Source organism: Specibacter sp. NPDC078692, from assembly GCF_040686835.1.
Lineage (GTDB): Bacteria > Actinomycetota > Actinomycetes > Actinomycetales > Micrococcaceae > Specibacter.
Map to the genome: position 1 here is coordinate 15,490 of NZ_JBFBLV010000005.1, position 17,125 is coordinate 32,614.

Annotated in this window: 15 protein-coding genes and 1 pseudogene; 9 read left to right on the forward strand and 7 right to left on the reverse strand. The window is 60.3% G+C overall.

Annotated elements, in window-relative coordinates:
* Positions 1–35: 35 nt before the first annotated feature.
* Entirely contained in the window at positions 36–665 is a 630-nt protein-coding gene (locus AB0O97_RS05185) for a malonic semialdehyde reductase (protein ID WP_363845430.1), read from the forward strand.
* Positions 666–928: 263 nt separating this feature from the next.
* On the forward strand, positions 929–1,924 hold the full coding sequence (locus AB0O97_RS05190) for a malate dehydrogenase (protein ID WP_363845433.1): 996 nt from the start codon (positions 929–931) through the stop codon (positions 1,922–1,924).
* A gap of 16 nt (positions 1,925–1,940) precedes the next feature.
* Here AB0O97_RS05190 and AB0O97_RS05195 read toward each other — a convergent pair whose 3' ends face one another.
* Both AB0O97_RS05195 and AB0O97_RS05200 read right to left on the reverse strand, forming a co-directional pair.
* Complete coding sequence (locus AB0O97_RS05195; RefSeq protein WP_363880734.1) at positions 1,941–2,153, reverse strand: PLDc N-terminal domain-containing protein; 213 nt, start codon at positions 2,151–2,153, stop codon at positions 1,941–1,943.
* 46 nt (positions 2,154–2,199) lie between these two features.
* Positions 2,200–2,910: an NUDIX hydrolase gene (locus tag AB0O97_RS05200; RefSeq protein WP_363845439.1), complete on the reverse strand. Its 711-nt coding sequence runs from the start codon at positions 2,908–2,910 to the stop codon at positions 2,200–2,202.
* Between the two features lie 173 nt (positions 2,911–3,083).
* Between AB0O97_RS05200 and AB0O97_RS05205 the strand changes: the two genes are divergently transcribed.
* Both AB0O97_RS05205 and AB0O97_RS05210 read left to right on the forward strand, forming a co-directional pair.
* Complete coding sequence (locus AB0O97_RS05205) at positions 3,084–4,001, forward strand: ABC transporter ATP-binding protein (RefSeq protein ID WP_363880737.1); 918 nt, start codon at positions 3,084–3,086, stop codon at positions 3,999–4,001.
* Entirely contained in the window at positions 3,998–5,713 is a 1,716-nt protein-coding gene (locus AB0O97_RS05210; protein WP_363880740.1) for an ABC transporter permease, read from the forward strand. Before AB0O97_RS05205 ends, AB0O97_RS05210 begins: the two co-directional genes overlap by 4 nt.
* 26 nt (positions 5,714–5,739) lie before the next feature.
* On the opposite strand, the gene AB0O97_RS05215 is transcribed toward AB0O97_RS05210, so the two are convergent.
* From AB0O97_RS05215 to AB0O97_RS05230, 4 genes are all read right to left on the reverse strand, one after another.
* Positions 5,740–6,021 carry a DivIVA domain-containing protein gene (locus AB0O97_RS05215; protein WP_363880743.1) on the reverse strand — a complete coding sequence of 94 codons (282 nt, stop codon included), beginning with the start codon at positions 6,019–6,021 and terminating at the stop codon, positions 5,740–5,742.
* A 37-nt stretch (positions 6,022–6,058) separates the two neighbouring features.
* A complete protein-coding gene (locus tag AB0O97_RS05220; RefSeq protein ID WP_363880746.1) occupies positions 6,059–8,011 on the reverse strand; it encodes a penicillin-binding transpeptidase domain-containing protein in 1,953 nt (650 codons plus the stop codon).
* 181 nt (positions 8,012–8,192) lie between these two features.
* Positions 8,193–10,289: a DUF222 domain-containing protein gene (locus tag AB0O97_RS05225; protein WP_363880749.1), complete on the reverse strand. Its 2,097-nt coding sequence runs from the start codon at positions 10,287–10,289 to the stop codon at positions 8,193–8,195.
* A gap of 249 nt (positions 10,290–10,538) precedes the next feature.
* A complete protein-coding gene (locus tag AB0O97_RS05230) occupies positions 10,539–12,128 on the reverse strand; it encodes an ABC-F family ATP-binding cassette domain-containing protein (protein ID WP_363880752.1) in 1,590 nt (529 codons plus the stop codon).
* A gap of 173 nt (positions 12,129–12,301) precedes the next feature.
* On the opposite strand from AB0O97_RS05230, the gene AB0O97_RS05235 reads away from it, so the two are divergent.
* The 3 genes and pseudogenes from AB0O97_RS05235 to AB0O97_RS05245 all read left to right on the forward strand — a co-directional run bounded on the left by AB0O97_RS05235 (position 12,302) and on the right by AB0O97_RS05245 (position 14,965).
* The gene (locus AB0O97_RS05235; protein ID WP_363880755.1) at positions 12,302–13,054 is read left to right on the forward strand and encodes a dienelactone hydrolase family protein; all 753 of its coding nucleotides are present in this window, start codon (positions 12,302–12,304) and stop codon (positions 13,052–13,054) included.
* A gap of 205 nt (positions 13,055–13,259) precedes the next feature.
* Complete coding sequence (locus tag AB0O97_RS05240) at positions 13,260–14,246, forward strand: diaminopimelate dehydrogenase (RefSeq protein WP_363845199.1); 987 nt, start codon at positions 13,260–13,262, stop codon at positions 14,244–14,246.
* 120 nt (positions 14,247–14,366) lie between these two features.
* Positions 14,367–14,965 (forward strand): annotated as a pseudogene (locus AB0O97_RS05245) (GAP family protein).
* Positions 14,966–15,007: 42 nt separating this feature from the next.
* Here AB0O97_RS05245 and AB0O97_RS05250 read toward each other — a convergent pair.
* Positions 15,008–15,859, reverse strand: coding sequence for a hypothetical protein (locus tag AB0O97_RS05250; protein ID WP_363880758.1), 852 nt, complete (start codon positions 15,857–15,859; stop codon positions 15,008–15,010).
* A gap of 185 nt (positions 15,860–16,044) precedes the next feature.
* Between AB0O97_RS05250 and AB0O97_RS05255 the strand changes: the two genes are divergently transcribed.
* Complete coding sequence (locus tag AB0O97_RS05255) at positions 16,045–16,269, forward strand: heavy-metal-associated domain-containing protein (protein ID WP_363845195.1); 225 nt, start codon at positions 16,045–16,047, stop codon at positions 16,267–16,269.
* Between the two features lie 44 nt (positions 16,270–16,313).
* Complete coding sequence (locus AB0O97_RS05260; protein ID WP_363845192.1) at positions 16,314–17,006, forward strand: Crp/Fnr family transcriptional regulator; 693 nt, start codon at positions 16,314–16,316, stop codon at positions 17,004–17,006.
* The last annotated feature ends 119 nt before the right edge of the window (positions 17,007–17,125 follow it).

The window sequence follows — 17,125 nt, forward strand, 5'->3', positions numbered from 1 at the left end:
GACGCCGATTTATAGATTTATAGAAAGCTGGGCTCATGAGCATTGACGTTGCTACCGAGATCGACCTCCACAACGAACTTATTCTGGACGGCGAAACCGCCGCGGCTCTGTTCCTAGAAGCACGCACTGCCAATAGCTGGTCGGATGAAGAAATCAGCGACGAGACGCTGCAGGCTGTTTACGCCCTGACCAAAATGGGTCCGACCGCCATGAACATCCAGCCGCTGCGCATCTCCTGGGTCCGCTCGGAAGAGGCTCGCACTCGTTTGGTGGAGCACATGGGCGATGGCAACAAGGCCAAGACCCTCACCGCACCCATGGTGGCAGTGCTGAGCTACACGAATGACTGGCACGATCTGCTGCCCACCACGGCACCGCACATGGCCAAGATGATCCCCATGTTTGAGGGCAATGCTGACATGCGCAAGACCATGGCTGTGAATAACGCACACCTGCAGGCCGGCTACTTCATCCTCGCCGCCCGTTCAGCAGGACTTGCCGCCGGCCCCATGACAGGCTTTGATGCAGCAGGCATGGATGCCGAGTTCAACACAGGTACTCCGTACAACTCGTTCATGGTGGTCAACCTGGGCAAGCCCAACGGCGTCGTTGACCGCGAACGTCTGCAGCGCCTCGAATTTGAGCTAGCCACCGTAACGTTGTAATAATCCATTTCAGCCTTATGGGCTGTTGTGGGATAAATTCTCACCCAGCGCGTCGCCCCTAGTTTTTCATGAGGGACGGCGCGCTTTTTACTGCCCCAGGTCCCTGCCCGAGCCCCTTCGGCGGCATCGGTCCCTATCGCGGCATCGGCCCCTCCAGTACTGTCTGCTCGTCCCGGGCAGTTGTCCCAACTCCAGCGGCGGCGCTCACCATTGAAGGGGGTACATCACCGCACAAGCGGCGTAGGCGGGGCTAGACTGGCGCCATGAACGCACATGCTCCCGCCCCTGTTACAGTCACTGTCACCGGCGCCGCTGGCCAGATCGGTTATGCGTTGCTTTTCCGGATTGCGTCGGGGGCCATGCTGGGCCCCGACGTACCGGTGAAACTGAATCTGCTAGAAATCCCGCAGGCTGCCAAAGCCGCTGAAGGGACAGTCTTAGAACTGATGGACTGCGCGTTCCCGCTCGTGGCAGCTTTGGAGGTTTTCGATGATCCAATCAAGGCGTTCGACGGCGCCAACATCGCCATGCTGGTGGGCGCCCGTCCGCGTGGGCCGGGTATGGAGCGCGCCGATCTTCTGAGCGCCAATGGCGGCATCTTCTCGGTCCAGGGCCGGGCATTGAATGCTGGTGCGGCACCCGATCTCAAAGCCGTGGTGGTGGGCAACCCCGCCAATACCAACGCCCTAATTGCGGCGTCGCACGCACCCGACATCCCGGCGTCGCGCTTCACAGCACTGACCCGACTGGATCACGATAGGGCCGTGGCGCAGCTGGCTGCCAAGACAGGATACCCGGTTTCGCACATCAAGAACGTGGCCATCTGGGGCAACCATTCGGCTACCCAATACCCCGATATCAGCCACGCCACGGCAGGCGGAGTGCCCGCCAGCTCGTTAGTGGCGGAATCTTGGGTCGCCGAGGAGTTCATCCCACGGGTAGCCAGGCGCGGAGCCGAGATCATCTCCGTGCGCGGCGGATCATCGGCCGCATCGGCCGCCAACGCTGCCATCGAACACATGCGTTTGTGGGTCCATGGCACCCCCGAAGGCGATTGGACCAGTATGGCGGTCCCCTCCGATGGCTCCTACGGCGTGCCCGAAGGACTCGTCAGTTCATTCCCGGTCACCACGGCAGACGGCAGTTACAGCATTGTGCAGGGTCTGGACATCAGCGAGTTTTCCCGCGCCCGGATTGACGCCTCCGTGGCGGAGCTTCAGTCCGAACGGGACGCCGTAGCCGAACTCGGATTACTCTGAGCTAGCTACTTCGGTGCTACTTCTTCCGTCCTTTAGCAAAGTAGGCAAGCGGTCCGGCGAAGTTAATGAACGACGCCGCCACCCACCCCGCTTTTGATCCATTGACCTGCGCTGGGCTTCTCCGTGCGATGTCTCGCAACGCGGCTGCCTGCAACGTCAGCTGGAGAGCCCCGGCGGCAACAATCATGCACCGCCGCACTTGGCTCAATTCTTTCCATTGCGTCTTCATGACCTGATCCTTAATCCTTTGTAGTTTTCTATGGCCTCGCGCGTGTTCAAAGACTCGTATGTTCAAAGACCCAAGGCAGCGTCTTAGTGATGAGCCTGTGTCGCGCGCCGGGGGCTGCTGCTAGACCATCCGCGGCTGGGTAGGCTTCGTCACCGGCCCAGAGCACTCCGTCTGGGCGGATTCCCGTTTCGGATACCAGAAGGTGACTGTTGTAACGTGTGGCGGCGCCTACTCTGGCGCCTGCCAACGCATCCGCTACTGAGGCAACGCCGTCGAGGTTGTGCAAAGTGACCCAGGTGGGAGCCACCAGCGTCATTTCTCCCCGGGCATGCTGGTCAAGTGCCTGGGCAGGCGTGAGCCAGGCGTAACGGTCGTGTTCATCCGGGTTGAGCACAATTTTCCCAGGCGCTGCCTGAGCCACCATGAACCAGGTGCGGAACCGTCGCGGGATGGCCTGCATGGGCGTCCACTGCGAGACCCAGATCAGCTCCTCTGGTGTGAGTTGCTGTCCGGTCTCTTCTTCCAGCTCACGCAGCCCGGCCACCCGGGCCGCGGCAAGCTCATCCAACACTCTGCCAAAGCCGTCGACGCGGTCTGCGGGGTCAACCTTCCCGCCAGGGAACACCCACGCACCCCCAAAGGAGCGACTGTTGGTGGGCCGCTCCAGCATCAACGTCTCCAGGCCTGAGCCGCCGTCACGCAGAATGACTACGGTGCAAGCATCTTCCAACGGTGCAAGCGGTGCAACTGTCTCCATGCAGACAGCCTATCCATTGCCGCAGTCAATGCATGCGCGTAGCCTGCAAATTATGAGTGCAGCTCATCATGACGTGTCTGGACAGCCACGGTTGCAGGGCGCCGTCATTGATTGTCTCGCTGTCCCGATGCCGCACTTGAGGATTTCCCAGGCATCACGAAAGGGGCTGGATCATGTCGATGAATGAGCTGGCTGTTGAGGTCACGGGCCTGCAGAAACGATTTGGCAAGACCCCCGCCTTGGCTGGCTTGGACTTACTCGTGGAGCAGGGCAGCGTTGCTGGATTTCTTGGGCCCAACGGCTCTGGAAAGTCGACCACCATCCGCATCCTGCTGGGACTCTTGAAGTCCGACGGCGGCAGCGTGACTTTGCTGGGCGGCGATCCTTGGCGTGACGCCGTCGAACTTCATCGACGCATTGCCTATGTGCCCGGAGAGGTGAGCCTGTGGCCCAACCTCACAGGCGGGCAGATCATCGACATCCTGTCCCGCCTCCGTGGTGGTGTCGACAACACCAAGCGCGATAGTTTGCTGGCGCGCTTTGAGCTCGATCCCACGAAGAAGGCACGCAGCTATTCAAAGGGAAACCGGCAAAAGGTTGCCCTTGTGGCGGCTCTGAGCTCTCATGCCGAGCTGTTGGTTTTGGATGAACCCACCTCCGGCCTCGACCCATTGATGGAGCAGGTCTTCACCGCATGTATTCAGGAGGTCAAGGCGGAGGGTCGCAGCGTGCTGCTGTCCAGCCATATCTTCGCCGAAGTGGAGAAACTTTGCGACACCGTCACGATCATCAGGGATGGCAAAACCGTTGAGTCTGGACGGCTGGACGCGTTGCGTCACCTCCACCGGACCACGGTCTCGGTGGTGTTAGACCAAGATGCGTCGGTGTTGGCCGCGGTGGCGGGCGTGAACGATCTCGTGGTTACTGGCACCCACGCAACTTTCACCGTGGGTGATGATGATTTAGGTACGGTGTTGTTGGCGCTGTCGAACTATTCGCCGCATAGTCTACTTTCCAGCCCACCCTCGTTGGAGGACTTGTTTTTGCGCCACTACGATGGCACGACTGCACGGACTTCGAGATCACGATGAGCAGCGCGAGCACTCCACGCGCGGTTGCACAGGTCCTGCCGCGGTCAAGGGCCACAACCGGATTTTGGCTCTGTGCCCGGTTCATCCTTCGCCGCAATTGGCTCCGGTTGGGCATCTGGGCCGCGGTCTTGGCGCTGATGATTCCCGTTGTCTACGATTCCCAGCAGCAGGCTTTTCCCACCCAGGCTGCACGCAATGCCTATGCTCAAGTGGCCAATACTCCAGCGGTGGCAGCGTTGACGGGGTTACCATACGCTGCCGGATCTTTGGGCGGCATACTCGTGATCAAGATTTGGATGACCTTGGCGGTGGCACTGGGCTTCGCTTCCATCTTTCTGGTCACCCGCAACGGCCGGGCAGATGAGGAGATTGGCCGTACCGAACTCTTGAAATCCTCGGCTATCGGCCGTCACGCCTACAGCACGGCAAACTACGCGGTGGCAGGTGGCCTCAGCCTCCTGACGGGAATGCTGGTCTCTTTGTTGTGCCTATTTGTGACGCTGCCAGCGGCCGGCTCCTTCGTCATGGGCGCGTCCATTGCTGGCACGGGGCTGGCCTTCGTGGGCGTTGCGGCAATCTGCGGGCAACTGAGCTCCACGAGTAGGGGCGCCAATTCGCTGGGAGTGGGATTACTGGCCGTGTTTTACTTCATCCGCGCCGGGGCAGATTTACAGTCCAGCGGGGTGGATCCGAGCACCCCGACGCCCAGTGCCCTGAATGGCAGCACCTTGAATCTCGGCGCCGGGAATCTCGGCGCCGGGAGTCCCAACGTCTTGGGCTGGTTCTCCCCCATTGCTTGGGCGCAAAATATGAGGCCCTATGGACAAGATACGTGGTGGCCGCTGCTGGCTCTGGTGCTTCTGGCACTGGGCTGCTGCGTGCTCGCGCTACGTCTTGAAAGCATCCGGGATTTGGGTAGCGGTCTACTCCCTGATCGACACGGGCCGTCCCGCGCATCAGGATTTTTGCTTGAGCCTGTGGGGCTCGTGTTGCGGTTGCAGCGCAGCAGTCTGGTGGGCTGGTTTGTTGGCGCCATGGTTGCTGGAGTGTTCTTCGGCGGTGTTGCCCGGGCTATGACAGACGCACTTGACCCCACCAACCCCTTGGCCCGTTCCTTTGTGGGCACTTCCGACAGTTTGCTCGACGGTGTTCTGAGTATCTTTGTGCTCTTCAACGGTTTGCTCGCCGGAGCCTTTGCGATGCAGTGCCTCTCTGCTACTCGAGGCGAAGAGGCCAGCGGGCGCCTCGATGCCCAACTGGCCGGAGCGCTCTCGCGCTACAAGTGGTTGGCCGCACAGATACTGGTGGCTGCGATTGGTTCCGCCCTCATGTTGCTGATCGGCGGATATCTGACAGGTGTCTCCTCGCAAGGCGCGGCCACGGGCAGTCAGCTGGCGGGCGCATCGCTCCTCTACTGGCCGGCCGTGCTGCTGATGATGGGCGTGATGCTTTTCCTGACGGGGTTTGCGCCCCGATGGGCCATCAGTATCAGCTGGTCCGTATACGGTGCCTCGGTGCTAGCGGCCATGTTCGGGAATCTGTTCTCGCTGTCCGTAGCCACCATCAGGGCTACCCCCTTCGGTGCCGTCCCCCGTTTACCTGCAGACACGTTCATGCTGCTACCGCTGGTAATCCTTGCACTCTTGGCCGTAGCACTGGCGACACTGGGCATCGTGCAGTTTCGACGCCGCGATTTGAGCCCCGATAATTGAGTCTCCAGCAGAAGCCGGAGTTCCAGTCAGTAGCCCGGCTTGCTGCCTTTCTCGTAAGCCTGCAAGGTAGCTGCGGCCTTAACAAGGAAATCATCCACATGGTCTTGGTCGTAGCCGTTGCGAAACTTCGTGACGGCGAAACGCTGATGGACCACCCCTGCAGCGAGGATTGTGCCCGGACGGCCGGACTCCCATTGAGCGAGGGCGTTATGCAGACTATCGAGAAAATCGTCCACCTCTGCCAGCTCGTAGCCGGCCCGGAACTTTGTCAGGGAAAACTTGACGTTATTTGCTTCCGAGCTGTGCATGTTTCTCCTCTGTAATTTTGCGTACATTCTTGATCTGTTATTGCGCCGCCAGCAATGCCGCCTTGGCCAGCGGGCCGCCCGTGATGGCACCCAAATCCCCGTCTTCGACAAAGACCGCCACGGCAATGTCACCCTGAGCGGCAATGACCCACGAATGGGTGCGTGGCGGGGTATCTGTGCCAAACTCGGCCGTTCCCGTCTTTCCAATCGCTTCGGCACCAGGCAGATCTGCAAGGGTAGACAAGTAGCCATCAGTCACTACCGCCCGCATCATGGTGCGCAGGTCACCGGCTTCTTTCGCGGTCAGGGCAGCACCTTCGGCGGGTTTCGCTGTGCCGTCATGGCCGTCCACGAGAACAGGAACAACCACTGCACCCTTGACCATGGAGGACATCATGGTCGCCATTGCCAGCGGCGAGGTTTGCACTTTTCCCTGTCCTATCAACGACGCTGCATGCTCAGTTCCCTTCGAATCACGCGGCACAGCACCCATATAGGCGTCCAAGCCCAGATCATTGACCATGCCGATCCCCAAAGCGCCAGCTGCGTCAGCCAGCTTCTCCTGCGAGAGTTTTTCAAACTGTGAGACAAAAGCGGTATTGCAGGAATGTGCGACGGCGGTTGTCAAGGACACCTCACCCGTCGCCTCGGGCGCATAGCCGGGTGCATTGAGGAACTTCTTGCCGTCGGCAGTGAACTCCGGAGTACAGCTCACTGTTGATTCCGGGCCCATGCCCATGCGCAGCAATCCCAGCGACGTAGCCATCTTGAAGGTCGAACCCGGAGCGTACTGTCCCAAGAACGCCGTGTTGTAACCGTTGCTGTCAGGGCCATTCGCAGCGGCCAAAATTGCCCCGGTGGAGGGGCGCATAATAACAACTGCACTTGGCGTTTTTACACTGTCCAGCGCCGCTTCTGCTGCACTTTGAACGCTGGGGACCAAGGTAGTTTTCACGTCTTTGCCCTTGATGGGGTCGACAGAGAAGAGGGTCCTCGGTGGTGCGGTGGGCTCAATGGGTGAGGCCCCGGCGTCGTCCGTGGTAGTTGCAGTAGGAGCGGCACTAGTTGCGGAATTAGTTGCGGCAGCGGGAACTGCGCTGACGATGACCCCAGCGGTACCGGAGAGTTGCGCGTCAAAAGCCGCTTGCAGGCCACCGGTACCGACCATCTGGCCAGCAACAATCTTGCCCTCCGACTTTTCGATGTCCTCCGCTGTGGCCTCATGCACCGTCCCAAGAATCGCTGAAGCAAAGGTTCGAGACGGCGCCAACGGCATGGTGTCCGGCACAACGAGGATTCCGGGGACTGATTTGAGTTTGTCCTGGTCCAACGCCTTGAAGGCATCCTCACGCAAGGTGATGGCGTCAACGAAGGCTACAGGGCCGTAGGCTTTGACCTTCGCTGCGTAGACTGCGGCGTCAATGTCCAGGACCGCCGCCAACGCCTTAGCGGAAGCGGCGGCTTCTGCCTCGTTTAGGCCGTCCTTGTTGATCCCGACAATGTGTACTGGTCTGTCTTTCACGATGGCTTCACCGTCGGCAGAGAGAATTCCCGCCCGTTCACTCTCCTTGGTGCTGATCTGGAAACGCTCCCCGGTTTTGAGATCCGGTTGAACCATTTCTGTTGACCAGGTGATGACCCAGCCGCTTCCGTCGCGCTTCATATCGGCACCGGTGGAGTACGTCCAAGTTTTTTCAACCTCGGGCAGTTTCCAGGTGTAGTCCAGTGATACGCGGGCGGTGTCTTCGCTGACTTCCACCCCGCTGACTGCGACCGTCGGCCACACCGGATCAATGCCTTTGGCAAGCTCGGTCAGCTCGTTTTGTACGTCTGATGCGGGCTTGTCGAAACTCAAATCGCCCACGGTGTGGGCTGTCAGTGCCTTAGCTAGGGCATCGGCCGTGGAGCTACCGTCGTCAGGTGCGGAACAGGCATTTCCGCCAACAACGAGTCCAAGGACTAGCAACAAACCGGTGATACGACGAAACATGAGCTCCCTGACGTAGTTTGAGATTCAGCCTACCGCTCTGCCGTGCTGGGTTTGGCGGTCACTGGCCTGGATATGAATGAATACTGCGGTGTCGACCGTCCTCTGGAGTAGACGTTGGTCTCTCTGGACGAATGGCGGTTGTCCAGCCGGGTAGTCCTGCGCCAAACGACTGGCTGTATGGCTAGTTTGTCGGTTTTTTAGTGGTTTTGCTGATGAGTTTTTTGAGCCATTTCGGGTATTCGGGCCTGTCTGGTTCGGTGTTCAGTGGTGGCCGGTACTTGCCACTGGGCGTAATCCAGCCGATCCGTCCGTCTTTGGTGAGTTGTGGTGTCCAGCCACGGAGCTGGATCCCGGCCCGTTCTGGTTCATCAATACACCGCCGACGGCCACGGCGGTTCTTATCGTCCTTGAAGTGCCTCATCAGATGATGGCGTTTACACGCCGGGCGCAAATTCGCCATGGTGGATGGTCCGCCGAATTCAAAAGCCCTCAAATGATCCAACTCCGTATCCATCACCGGATTAGGACAATTCGGTACATAACAACACCCAGCCAAAGCCTGCAACACCGCCCGTTCCGCCGCCCGCAACCTATACCGTTGCGGCTCCAACGGTAACGCTTCCCCCGTAATCGGATCAGTCAATACCCGCAAGAACGAAGACCCATTATTCAACAACTTCCGAGCGATCTCCTCCGGCACCGGACCACCCTGAGGACCCACCAATTCCGCCGGTTCATCCGTGATCCCCAACAACCCCAAGAACGGGACCTTCACCAACACCAACGCCTCAGGCATCGGCGGATCCACCAACACACCATTGCCCGCCAACTTAGTAAGCTGCTGCAAATACTCAGCATTCGGATCCTCATCAATCCCATCAACCAGAAAATCAACCAACCCAGAACCATCCCCCACCACCACTGACGCATCAGACGCATCCGCTGAGCCAGGAGGACCAGCGTGGTCAGAAGGACCAGCCGGGTCACTATCGTCCCCTGACTCGGGAAGGTCCGCGGGGTCGGCAGCGAAATAGAGCTCCGCAGCCGAAAGACCAGAATCATTACCAGAACCGGAACCAACGCTGGCGGTAGAGCTTGAGCTATCGGGTCTGGCTGGGTTACCGACCCCTCCAGAACCGCCACAATCAACGCTAGAACCAGCACTAGAACGCGCGCCAGCGCTTGAGCTTGAGCTTGAGCTTGAGCCCGCGTTGGTCGCGGTGGCGGGATCTGTTGCCCGGGCGCCTGTGCCGGTGCCTGTGCCCGTGCCTGTGGTGTTGAGGGTTGCTTCGGCGTCGAGGAGCAATTCGGTGGCCGTGGCAGGAAGTTTCTGCCCTAGAAGCAGAATCGCAGCAATATCAACCCGCAACTGCGCCAGAGTCCTATGCTCACGCACATCCTGACCCGTACCAGCAGCATCCGCCTCACGCTGAGCCCGCACACCATCAGCCTTGATCGCCCGCGCCAACCTAGTACACCGGGTATAAATCCCCGAAGCACTCACCGCCGGCATATACAACCCCAACCACGCCATCCCATCAGCACCCACATCACAGCTGAGCTTCCGCTTCGCGAAAGCCTCCTTAACCCGCACCGGAATACTCTCAGGAAACATCTTCTCCCGCGCCCGACGAGCCTTCCCCACAAACGAACACGCCGTAGTCCCCGGAGCCAGAAACAACAACCGCTCCTCCAACACCGATTCATCCTCCACCGTGGCACCACCCATAGACCCCAGCGTCACGATCTCCTCATTAATAGCCACAGCATGACGCCACGACAACCGCCCCGCCGCCAACCCCTCTAACACCACCGGACGCTCACGAACCAACACCACACTGTGCTCCATCAACGACGCCGCAGTAGGCTCCGGAATCCCCAACGCAAACGCCACCTCAGTAGCCAACCCAGCCTCAGCAACCCTGCTTTGAAAACCATCCAACGCATACACAGACCGCTCAACAGCAGCCGCCCCAGCAATCCTGTCCAATTCCCTAGCCTTAAAAGCCGCCAACTTATCCTCGTGACGCTTCACCGCCGCCAACGTCTCCATCCCAGCAGCGCGCACACCCAACGCCACAGAAAGCACCGTAGGCCGATCAACATCCAAACCCGCCAAAGAATTCGAATACAACAACCGAGTAGGCAACCCCACCAACTCAGCACTGTCAGACCCAAAAGGTTCAATAGAAGGAAGAGTAATCCCAGCCAGCAGTGCCGCTACATCCTGTGTAGCGTCACCACCCCGGTCCCCGGGGAACACCTCCCGAATACTCATAACACAACACTAAACCCACCGCAATACAACCGCAATACATACCCGAAAGTAACTTCTAATAACGTTCTGGGACGCCGACAAGAGCCCGTCCCGAGTAGAACCGTGAATAGGGCTGAGGCAAGCTGAACGGGCGCCAACCCGCCCTAACGCAAGAACCGCCGTCGTCCATCACAGAACAACAGCGGCTCAAGAGGTACAACGGCTCAAGAAAAAGGGATAAGTCAGGGAATCCGGACAGCCCGCCCCTATTTAGTGCCCTCCGCGGACCACAACTTCGCCGGGGACCTCTGGGTTGAAGACGAGGCGGCGATTGGCGATTTTGTCGGTGAAGAAGCGGTCGTGGCTGACCACTAGTACGGCGCCCGGGAAGTGCAGCAGTGCGCGTTCCATGACCTGGGTGCTGGACATATCGAGGTGGTTGGTGGGCTCATCGAGCACCAGAACTGAGGCGCCGGAGAGCAAGCACTGGGCCATGGCGACTCGGGCGCGCTGGCCACCGGAGAGGTTGCCGATGCGCTGCTTGAGATCTGCCTCGGAGAACTGGAACATGGCGAGAAAACGGTTGACGGACTTTTTCGTGGCGGTCAGGGCCAGACTGTCGGGCATGGCGTTGACGGCGTGTGTGACGGTGTCTTCGGGGTCCAGTTCGTCCAAGATCTGGTTGTAGGAGATGAGCCCACCACCCTTGGCCCAGGTGACGTAGCCGGAATCGGCAGGCTCTTCTCCGGTGAGGGCGCGCAGCAGCGTGGACTTTCCCGAGCCGTTGGAGCCCAGAACCACGATGCGGTTCCCGCGGCGAATCTCAAAGCTGAGGTCATTGAACAGGGTCCGGTCGCCGTACGATTTGGTCAGCGATTCGACCCGGCACAGCACATCTTTGACGTGCAGGCCGCCGTAGATCTCCGTGATGATCTTGTCCACGGGACGCGGTGCGCGCGACTTTTTGATCTTGGACAGCTTGGAATCGAGTCCCTTCGAGGCAGCCTTGGTGGCCTCGCGCCGGTCGGAAATCCCCTCGGCTTCAAAGGCGAGCAGCTCGGATTCGTGCACGAACTGGCTCTCGAGGGTCTTGAGCCGGAACTGTTTGGCCACCACGTATTCGCTGAAGCTGCCGGGGTATTCGTGCAGGTGGAAGTTCTCCACCTCGATGATGCGCGTGACCACGGCGTCCAGGAACTTCCTATCGTGCGAGACGATGATCGCCGCACCCTGGAAGTTCTTGAACCAGCTTTCCAGCCATTCCACGCCCGCCACATCGAGGTAGTTGGTGGGCTCATCGAGCAGCAGCACGTCGGGTGCCTCGAGCAGGATCTTGGCCAGCGCGGCACGGTTGCGCCAGCCGCCGGACAGCTCGTCAATCGCGCAGACCCGGTGGGCCTCGTTGAAGCCCAGCGTGGTCAGAACCTTGTCAATGGAGCGCTGGTAATCCCAGCCGTCCAGCCTGTCCATGTCGGCAAACAGCTCGGACTGGCGGTGGATGAGCCGGTCCATCTCGGCCTCGGCGGGATCCGCCCCGAGCGCCGCATCGATCTCGGCGAGCTCGGCCTCAATCTCCAACACATGCGCAAAGACTTCTTCGAGCACTTCGAGAATGGTTTGCGCGCCGTTCAGCTCGGAGAACTGCGAGAAGTAGCCAATTTTGGTGCCAAGTTCAACGCTCACAGTGCCGGTATCCGGCTCAACCTGGTCCATGACGAGCTTGAGTAGCGTGGACTTTCCGGAGCCGTTACGCCCAATCAGACCCACCCGGTCCCCCGCCTCGAGTTTGAAGAACGCCTCACGCAGCACCTGGACTTTGTCGAAGCGCACGGAAACGTCATTGAGGCGGATCAAGCTCATGGGTGTGGTCCTTTATGGCCGGGAATTGCGGAAGATGGGGTACGAGAAACACCCAAGCCCAGTTTACCGGCAGGCGAGGTGGCAGCGGTGGCGGGTGCCGCAAACCCCACTTTGCGCGGGGCTACTGAATGTTGCTCTGGCCACTCACCTCTTGCTCGTGCCAGTCTTAGGGCATGGGAATAATGATTGATTTTGAGGCGGCGGGGCAGGCATTTCAGGGATACCGTTCGGAACCGCAGGGTCAGGCCCGGGGCGCGGTGCTGGTGATTCATGAGATTTGGGGACTAAATCCGCATACGCGGGATATTGCTGACAGATTTGCCGCCGCTGGCTACCTCGCCGTAGCACCGGATCTGATGGGTTTGGCGGGTTTGGATGCGGCACTGCTGGCCGAATTGGGTGAGCGCCGCGCGGATCCTGCGGCCCGTGCGGAGGTGCAGCCGCTCATTCGGGCGGCTACCGCACCCATGAATTCCCCGGAATTGGCCACAAGAACAAAAGCAGGCGTTGCCGCTGTCTTTGACTATTTGAATGCAACGGCAGAGGGAACAGACCGGACAGCGGTTGTTGGCTTCTGTTTTGGCGGAACATACGCATTTTCCTTGGCTGCGGAGGAGCCTCGGCTCGCAGCGGCAGTCCCGTTCTATGGCCATGCCAATTACTCCGCCGAGGACCTCGCCAACATCAGCTGCCCAATCCTAGCTTTCTACGGGGCAAACGACACCGCGCTCATCGACGCACTGCCGGATCTGACTGCTAAGATGCAGGACGCTCACGTTGACTTCAATCCCATGGTTTTCCCGGAAGCTGGGCATGCGTTCTTCAACGACACCAATCCCACTGTTTACCAAGAAGGACCAGCACTCACGTCTTGGAGCATGACCTTGGAGTTCCTGGAACAGCAGCTCATCGGACCCAAAAGCTAGACTTCGGCACGGGGCGCGAGGACCGGGAATCTGAAAAATCGGGCGCCGCTCCAGTCTCCAGCACCCTAGTCGAGCTGGCTCTCCTCTTCGGCCCTGCTCTTCAGCGTGCTTCCCGTAATTCTGCACTACGGCCGCAGACTGTACGGTTGGTGCTAGTGAATGCGGCCGCCAACGAGAAGCGGCCCAATGATTGGATGGAGAACACATGAGCGCGCCGATTCGCATTGGAATTGCTGGCTACGGAAACCTGGGCCGCGGGGTCGAAGCCGCCATTGCCAAGAACGCCGACATGGCGCTTGTGGGCATTTACACCCGCCGCAATCCGGCCGATCTGGTGCCGCTCAACGCCGGTGCGCCGGTATTCTCCATGGACGATCTGGCCGGCCACGCGGGCGAGGTTGATGTGTTGATCTTGTGCGGCGGTTCAAAGTCCGATCTTCCCGAGCAGGGCCCGGCGTTGGCTGCACTGTTTAATACGGTGGACAGTTTCGACACTCACGCACGCATCCCGGAGTACTTCGCCGCCGTGGATGCACCGGCCCAGGCCAGCAACAAGACAGCTCTGATTTCCGCGGGCTGGGATCCTGGCATGTTCTCCATCAACCGTGTTTACGGCGAGGCGCTGCTGCCCGACGGCGACACCTACACCTTCTGGGGCCGCGGACTGAGCCAGGGACATTCGGATGCTATCCGTCGCGTGGCTGGGGTTGCCGGCGGCGTGCAGTACACCTTGCCTTCGGAAGCTGCCATTGAAGAGGTCCGGAGCGGCTCGCGCCCGGAGCTGACCACTCGTCAGAAGCACACCCGCGAATGCTTCGTGGTGCTCGAGGACGGCGCCTCTGAGGACGCTGTCCGCGCCGAGATTGTGGGCATGCCGCACTACTTCGACCAGTACGACACTACGGTGAATTTCATTACCGCCGAAGAGCTGGCCCGGGATCATGCCGCCATGCCGCACGGTGGTTTTGTCATTCGCAGCGGCAACACCACGGACGGCCACGCTCAGGTTATTGAGTACTCGCTGGCTTTGGAAAGCAACCCGGAATTCACCTCCAGCGTCCTGGTGTCCTACGCCCGCGCCGTGCACCGTATGAACGCGGCAGGCCAGTTCGGCGCCAAGACAGTTTTCGACGTTGCGCCCGGTCTGCTCTCCCCCAAGTCCGCAGCCGATCTGCGGGCGGAACTGCTCTAGCCCCTTCCGCTACATAACCTGGGCAGGAACTTCCTGGCAGAGAGTTTCCCCGTGAATGAAGTGCTGAGCAGCATCCTGCCGCTGAGCATGGGCGTGGCGCTGAGCCCGTTCCCCATCATCATGATTGTGCTGCTGCTGGGATCGGCGCGTCCGAAGGCAAACGGTCTGGCGTTTCTTGCCGGTTGGGTGGCGGGTTTGGCGGCCATCGTCACAGTCCTCGCTTTCACTTTGGACGCCCTGGACAGCTCAGGCAACGACCCAGGCCCCATTGCCGGGGGCCTGCGGATCATCCTCGGCGCAGCTCTTCTGGTCATGGCGGCGCGCAAGTTGATCATGCGTTTTGCCGCGTCCGACGCCGGGCCCCTCCCCCGTTGGATGGCCTCCGCGGGTGGCTACTCGCCAGGGCGCAGCACCATTATGGGGCTGCGCTGTCGGCCGCAAATCCCAAGAACTTTGCGATTGCTGCCGCAGCCGGCGTCACCATCGGGGCCGCGGAGCTGGCCCTTCCAGCCGAAGTTTGGGCCATGGCGGTCTACTTCCTATTGGCTTCCTTGACGGTGCTGGCTCCTGTCGTGGCGTACCTCATTGCACCCCGAACGTTGGCAGCTCCGCTGAAAACCGTCATGGAGTGGCTGCAGGCCAACCATTCGATCATGACGGGCCTGCTGCTTGTGGTGTTCGGCATTGTCCTGATCGGCAACGGAATTAGCAGCTTCTAAGCTGCAGACCAGTTGCCACCATCAACGTGGTACAGCAATGCCTTAGTCCTCGAGAGTGAAGGTGACCTCGGAAACCAGCGGCCAGCGGGTGAGTGCCTCGAAGGGATCCGCATCATCGCCTTGGGCGGCTGCTAGTTGTTCCGGAAGCGCATCAATGAAGAGGGAGGCCAGAACGCCGTCTTGGATCTGCAAGCTCATCCGCATCTGCTGGCCCGGACTGGTGGTGAAGTCCGCATGGACCGGAAAGGTGTAATTGCGCGGGACTGCAAGGCTGGCACCCTCCGGCGCAACGAAGGCCAGTTCGGTGGTGAACTCCATTGGCTCGCCCCAGTGCTGTTCCCGCGCACCAGCGAGTTGCTCGCGCAGCAAGGGCGCGCCGAAGTCCTCGGTTACAGTGAGCATGGCGGCGAGCAATTCGCGCAGCGGCTGGGGAATTTCCCGTTCCAGCGGTGTCGCCCCGCAGATGTCGTTGTCATGGCCGGTAGTTTTGGTCGCGGCGGGAGGTTCGAGCAGGATCACGCCTGTGCTGAGAATGCCGGATACCAGCGCCATCAGTGGCCGTGGATTCCGGATGCCCCGGCTGAGCAGTGTCTGATGGATTTTCCGGTCAAGCACAAAGCCATAGTGTGTGCCGACAGCGCCCAGTGCGCCCATCCCTAGTGCGAGGGAGCCCCGTAATTCCTTCGCCGGAACGTACTCGTCGTTGCTCGAGCTACTGAGCCAAACAACTGCTCCGGTCACGATGCCGGAGGCAGCAACGGTTGCTCTACGAGCGCCGGGCCGCAAATTGGCCGGATCAATGAGCGTCAGGAGCCCGCTGGCAATGCCCGCGGCCAGGGGGAACCCCAGCTGCTTCTTGGTGATGCGGGCCGTTGATTGCGTCATCTCAGTCATCTATCCAGAGTACTGGCCGCATCACAGAACAAAAGCAGGCACTGACAGGTCGACTCACAGGACCCAAGATGCGCGCCGCCGTCGTGCTTCACAATGGAAGTTTCCGTTCTTGACCCACGTCAAGGCGGCGCCGAACGGAACTTGATGTAGTGGATACACAAGCACCACCGACAGAAAGGCACACCATGCGCACCGCAAAATTTGAGACCGAACCGTTCACCTGCCCCTCCTGCATCACCAAGATCGAGGGCGTTGTCGGCAAGATGGACGGCGTTGAAGAAACCAAGGTCATGTTCAACTCCGGCAAGGTCAAGGTGACCTTCGATGACGGACTGGTCACCGCTGAGGCAATCGCCAAGGCCATCACGGATCTGGGCTACCCGGTCCTCAAGCACAAGGTCGCGGCATAGCCCCCGTGGCCGCAGCCGTCGAAAATAGCTGGTTGACTGTGGACATGGCACATCATTCTGCAGTCCAAGGACACGCTCCACTGGAAGTTCTCGTGGGGCGTGTCCCCATTTTCAGCCAGCTCGCGCCGGAGGAACTCAAGGACATTGCCGGGCGGGTGAAACTCCGCCGCCACCCGCGCAATGAGCAGCTGTACGGTGCCGGGGAGAACAATCCGCACCTGATGATCATCCACAGCGGGCACGTCAAGGTTTACCGGATCACCGAGTCCGGGCATGAGCAGCTCATCCGGGTGCTGGGCGAGGGCGACTTCCTCGGCGACATGAGCTTCATCAGCGGCGCCCCCACCGACCATTTCGCCACCACCTTGGACGCGGCCGAGATTTGCGCCCTGCACCACGACGACCTGCGCGACTACCTGCTCCGCTTCCCCACCGTGACGTACAAGATGCTGGAAACCCTCAGCAGCCGGCTCGAAAGCACCGAACGCCAGGTGAGCATCTTCGCCGGAGAGGATGCCGAACACCGCATCGCCGCCTACCTGCTGGAGTTGGCGGACAAGGCAGCCTCGGCGAAGTTTGTGCTGCCAATTGCCAAAAAGGACGTCGCCTCTTTTCTGGGCCTGACCCCGGAAACACTCAGCCGCAAGCTGGCGCAGTTTGAGGCGTCGGGCTGGCTCCGCCTACATCCGCGCCGCACGGTGGAATTGCTGAACGTCCCGGCGCTGCACAAGCTGTAGGCCGCGCGTCGGGCCACGCATCACGTCACCCGTCGCGAATCACAACACCTCCCGCCCGGAATTGACCCCGGTCAAGGCAGCTTTCGTCCTTCCGGGCAATCCTTGAAGTATCGGCAGGA

Excerpts from the sequence above, each read along its gene's own strand:
- AB0O97_RS05230 (WP_363880752.1), bottom strand. The coding sequence starts at position 12,128 with ATGAGCTTGATCCGCCTCAATGACGTTTCCGTGCGCTTCGACAAAGTC.
- AB0O97_RS05215 (WP_363880743.1), bottom strand. The coding sequence starts at position 6,021 with ATGCACAGCTCGGAAGCAAATAACGTCAAGTTTTCCCTGACAAAGTTC.
- AB0O97_RS05200 (WP_363845439.1), bottom strand. The coding sequence starts at position 2,910 with ATGGAGACAGTTGCACCGCTTGCACCGTTGGAAGATGCTTGCACCGTA.
- AB0O97_RS05185 (WP_363845430.1), top strand. The coding sequence starts at position 36 with ATGAGCATTGACGTTGCTACCGAGATCGACCTCCACAACGAACTTATT.
- AB0O97_RS05225 (WP_363880749.1), bottom strand. The coding sequence starts at position 10,289 with ATGAGTATTCGGGAGGTGTTCCCCGGGGACCGGGGTGGTGACGCTACA.
- AB0O97_RS05250 (WP_363880758.1), bottom strand. The coding sequence starts at position 15,859 with ATGACTGAGATGACGCAATCAACGGCCCGCATCACCAAGAAGCAGCTG.
- AB0O97_RS05205 (WP_363880737.1), top strand. The coding sequence starts at position 3,084 with ATGTCGATGAATGAGCTGGCTGTTGAGGTCACGGGCCTGCAGAAACGA.
- AB0O97_RS05210 (WP_363880740.1), top strand. The coding sequence starts at position 3,998 with ATGAGCAGCGCGAGCACTCCACGCGCGGTTGCACAGGTCCTGCCGCGG.
- AB0O97_RS05240 (WP_363845199.1), top strand. The coding sequence starts at position 13,260 with ATGAGCGCGCCGATTCGCATTGGAATTGCTGGCTACGGAAACCTGGGC.
- AB0O97_RS05220 (WP_363880746.1), bottom strand. The coding sequence starts at position 8,011 with ATGTTTCGTCGTATCACCGGTTTGTTGCTAGTCCTTGGACTCGTTGTT.
- AB0O97_RS05195 (WP_363880734.1), bottom strand. The coding sequence starts at position 2,153 with ATGAAGACGCAATGGAAAGAATTGAGCCAAGTGCGGCGGTGCATGATT.
- AB0O97_RS05255 (WP_363845195.1), top strand. The coding sequence starts at position 16,045 with ATGCGCACCGCAAAATTTGAGACCGAACCGTTCACCTGCCCCTCCTGC.
- AB0O97_RS05190 (WP_363845433.1), top strand. The coding sequence starts at position 929 with ATGAACGCACATGCTCCCGCCCCTGTTACAGTCACTGTCACCGGCGCC.
- AB0O97_RS05260 (WP_363845192.1), top strand. The coding sequence starts at position 16,314 with ATGGCACATCATTCTGCAGTCCAAGGACACGCTCCACTGGAAGTTCTC.
- AB0O97_RS05235 (WP_363880755.1), top strand. The coding sequence starts at position 12,302 with ATGGGAATAATGATTGATTTTGAGGCGGCGGGGCAGGCATTTCAGGGA.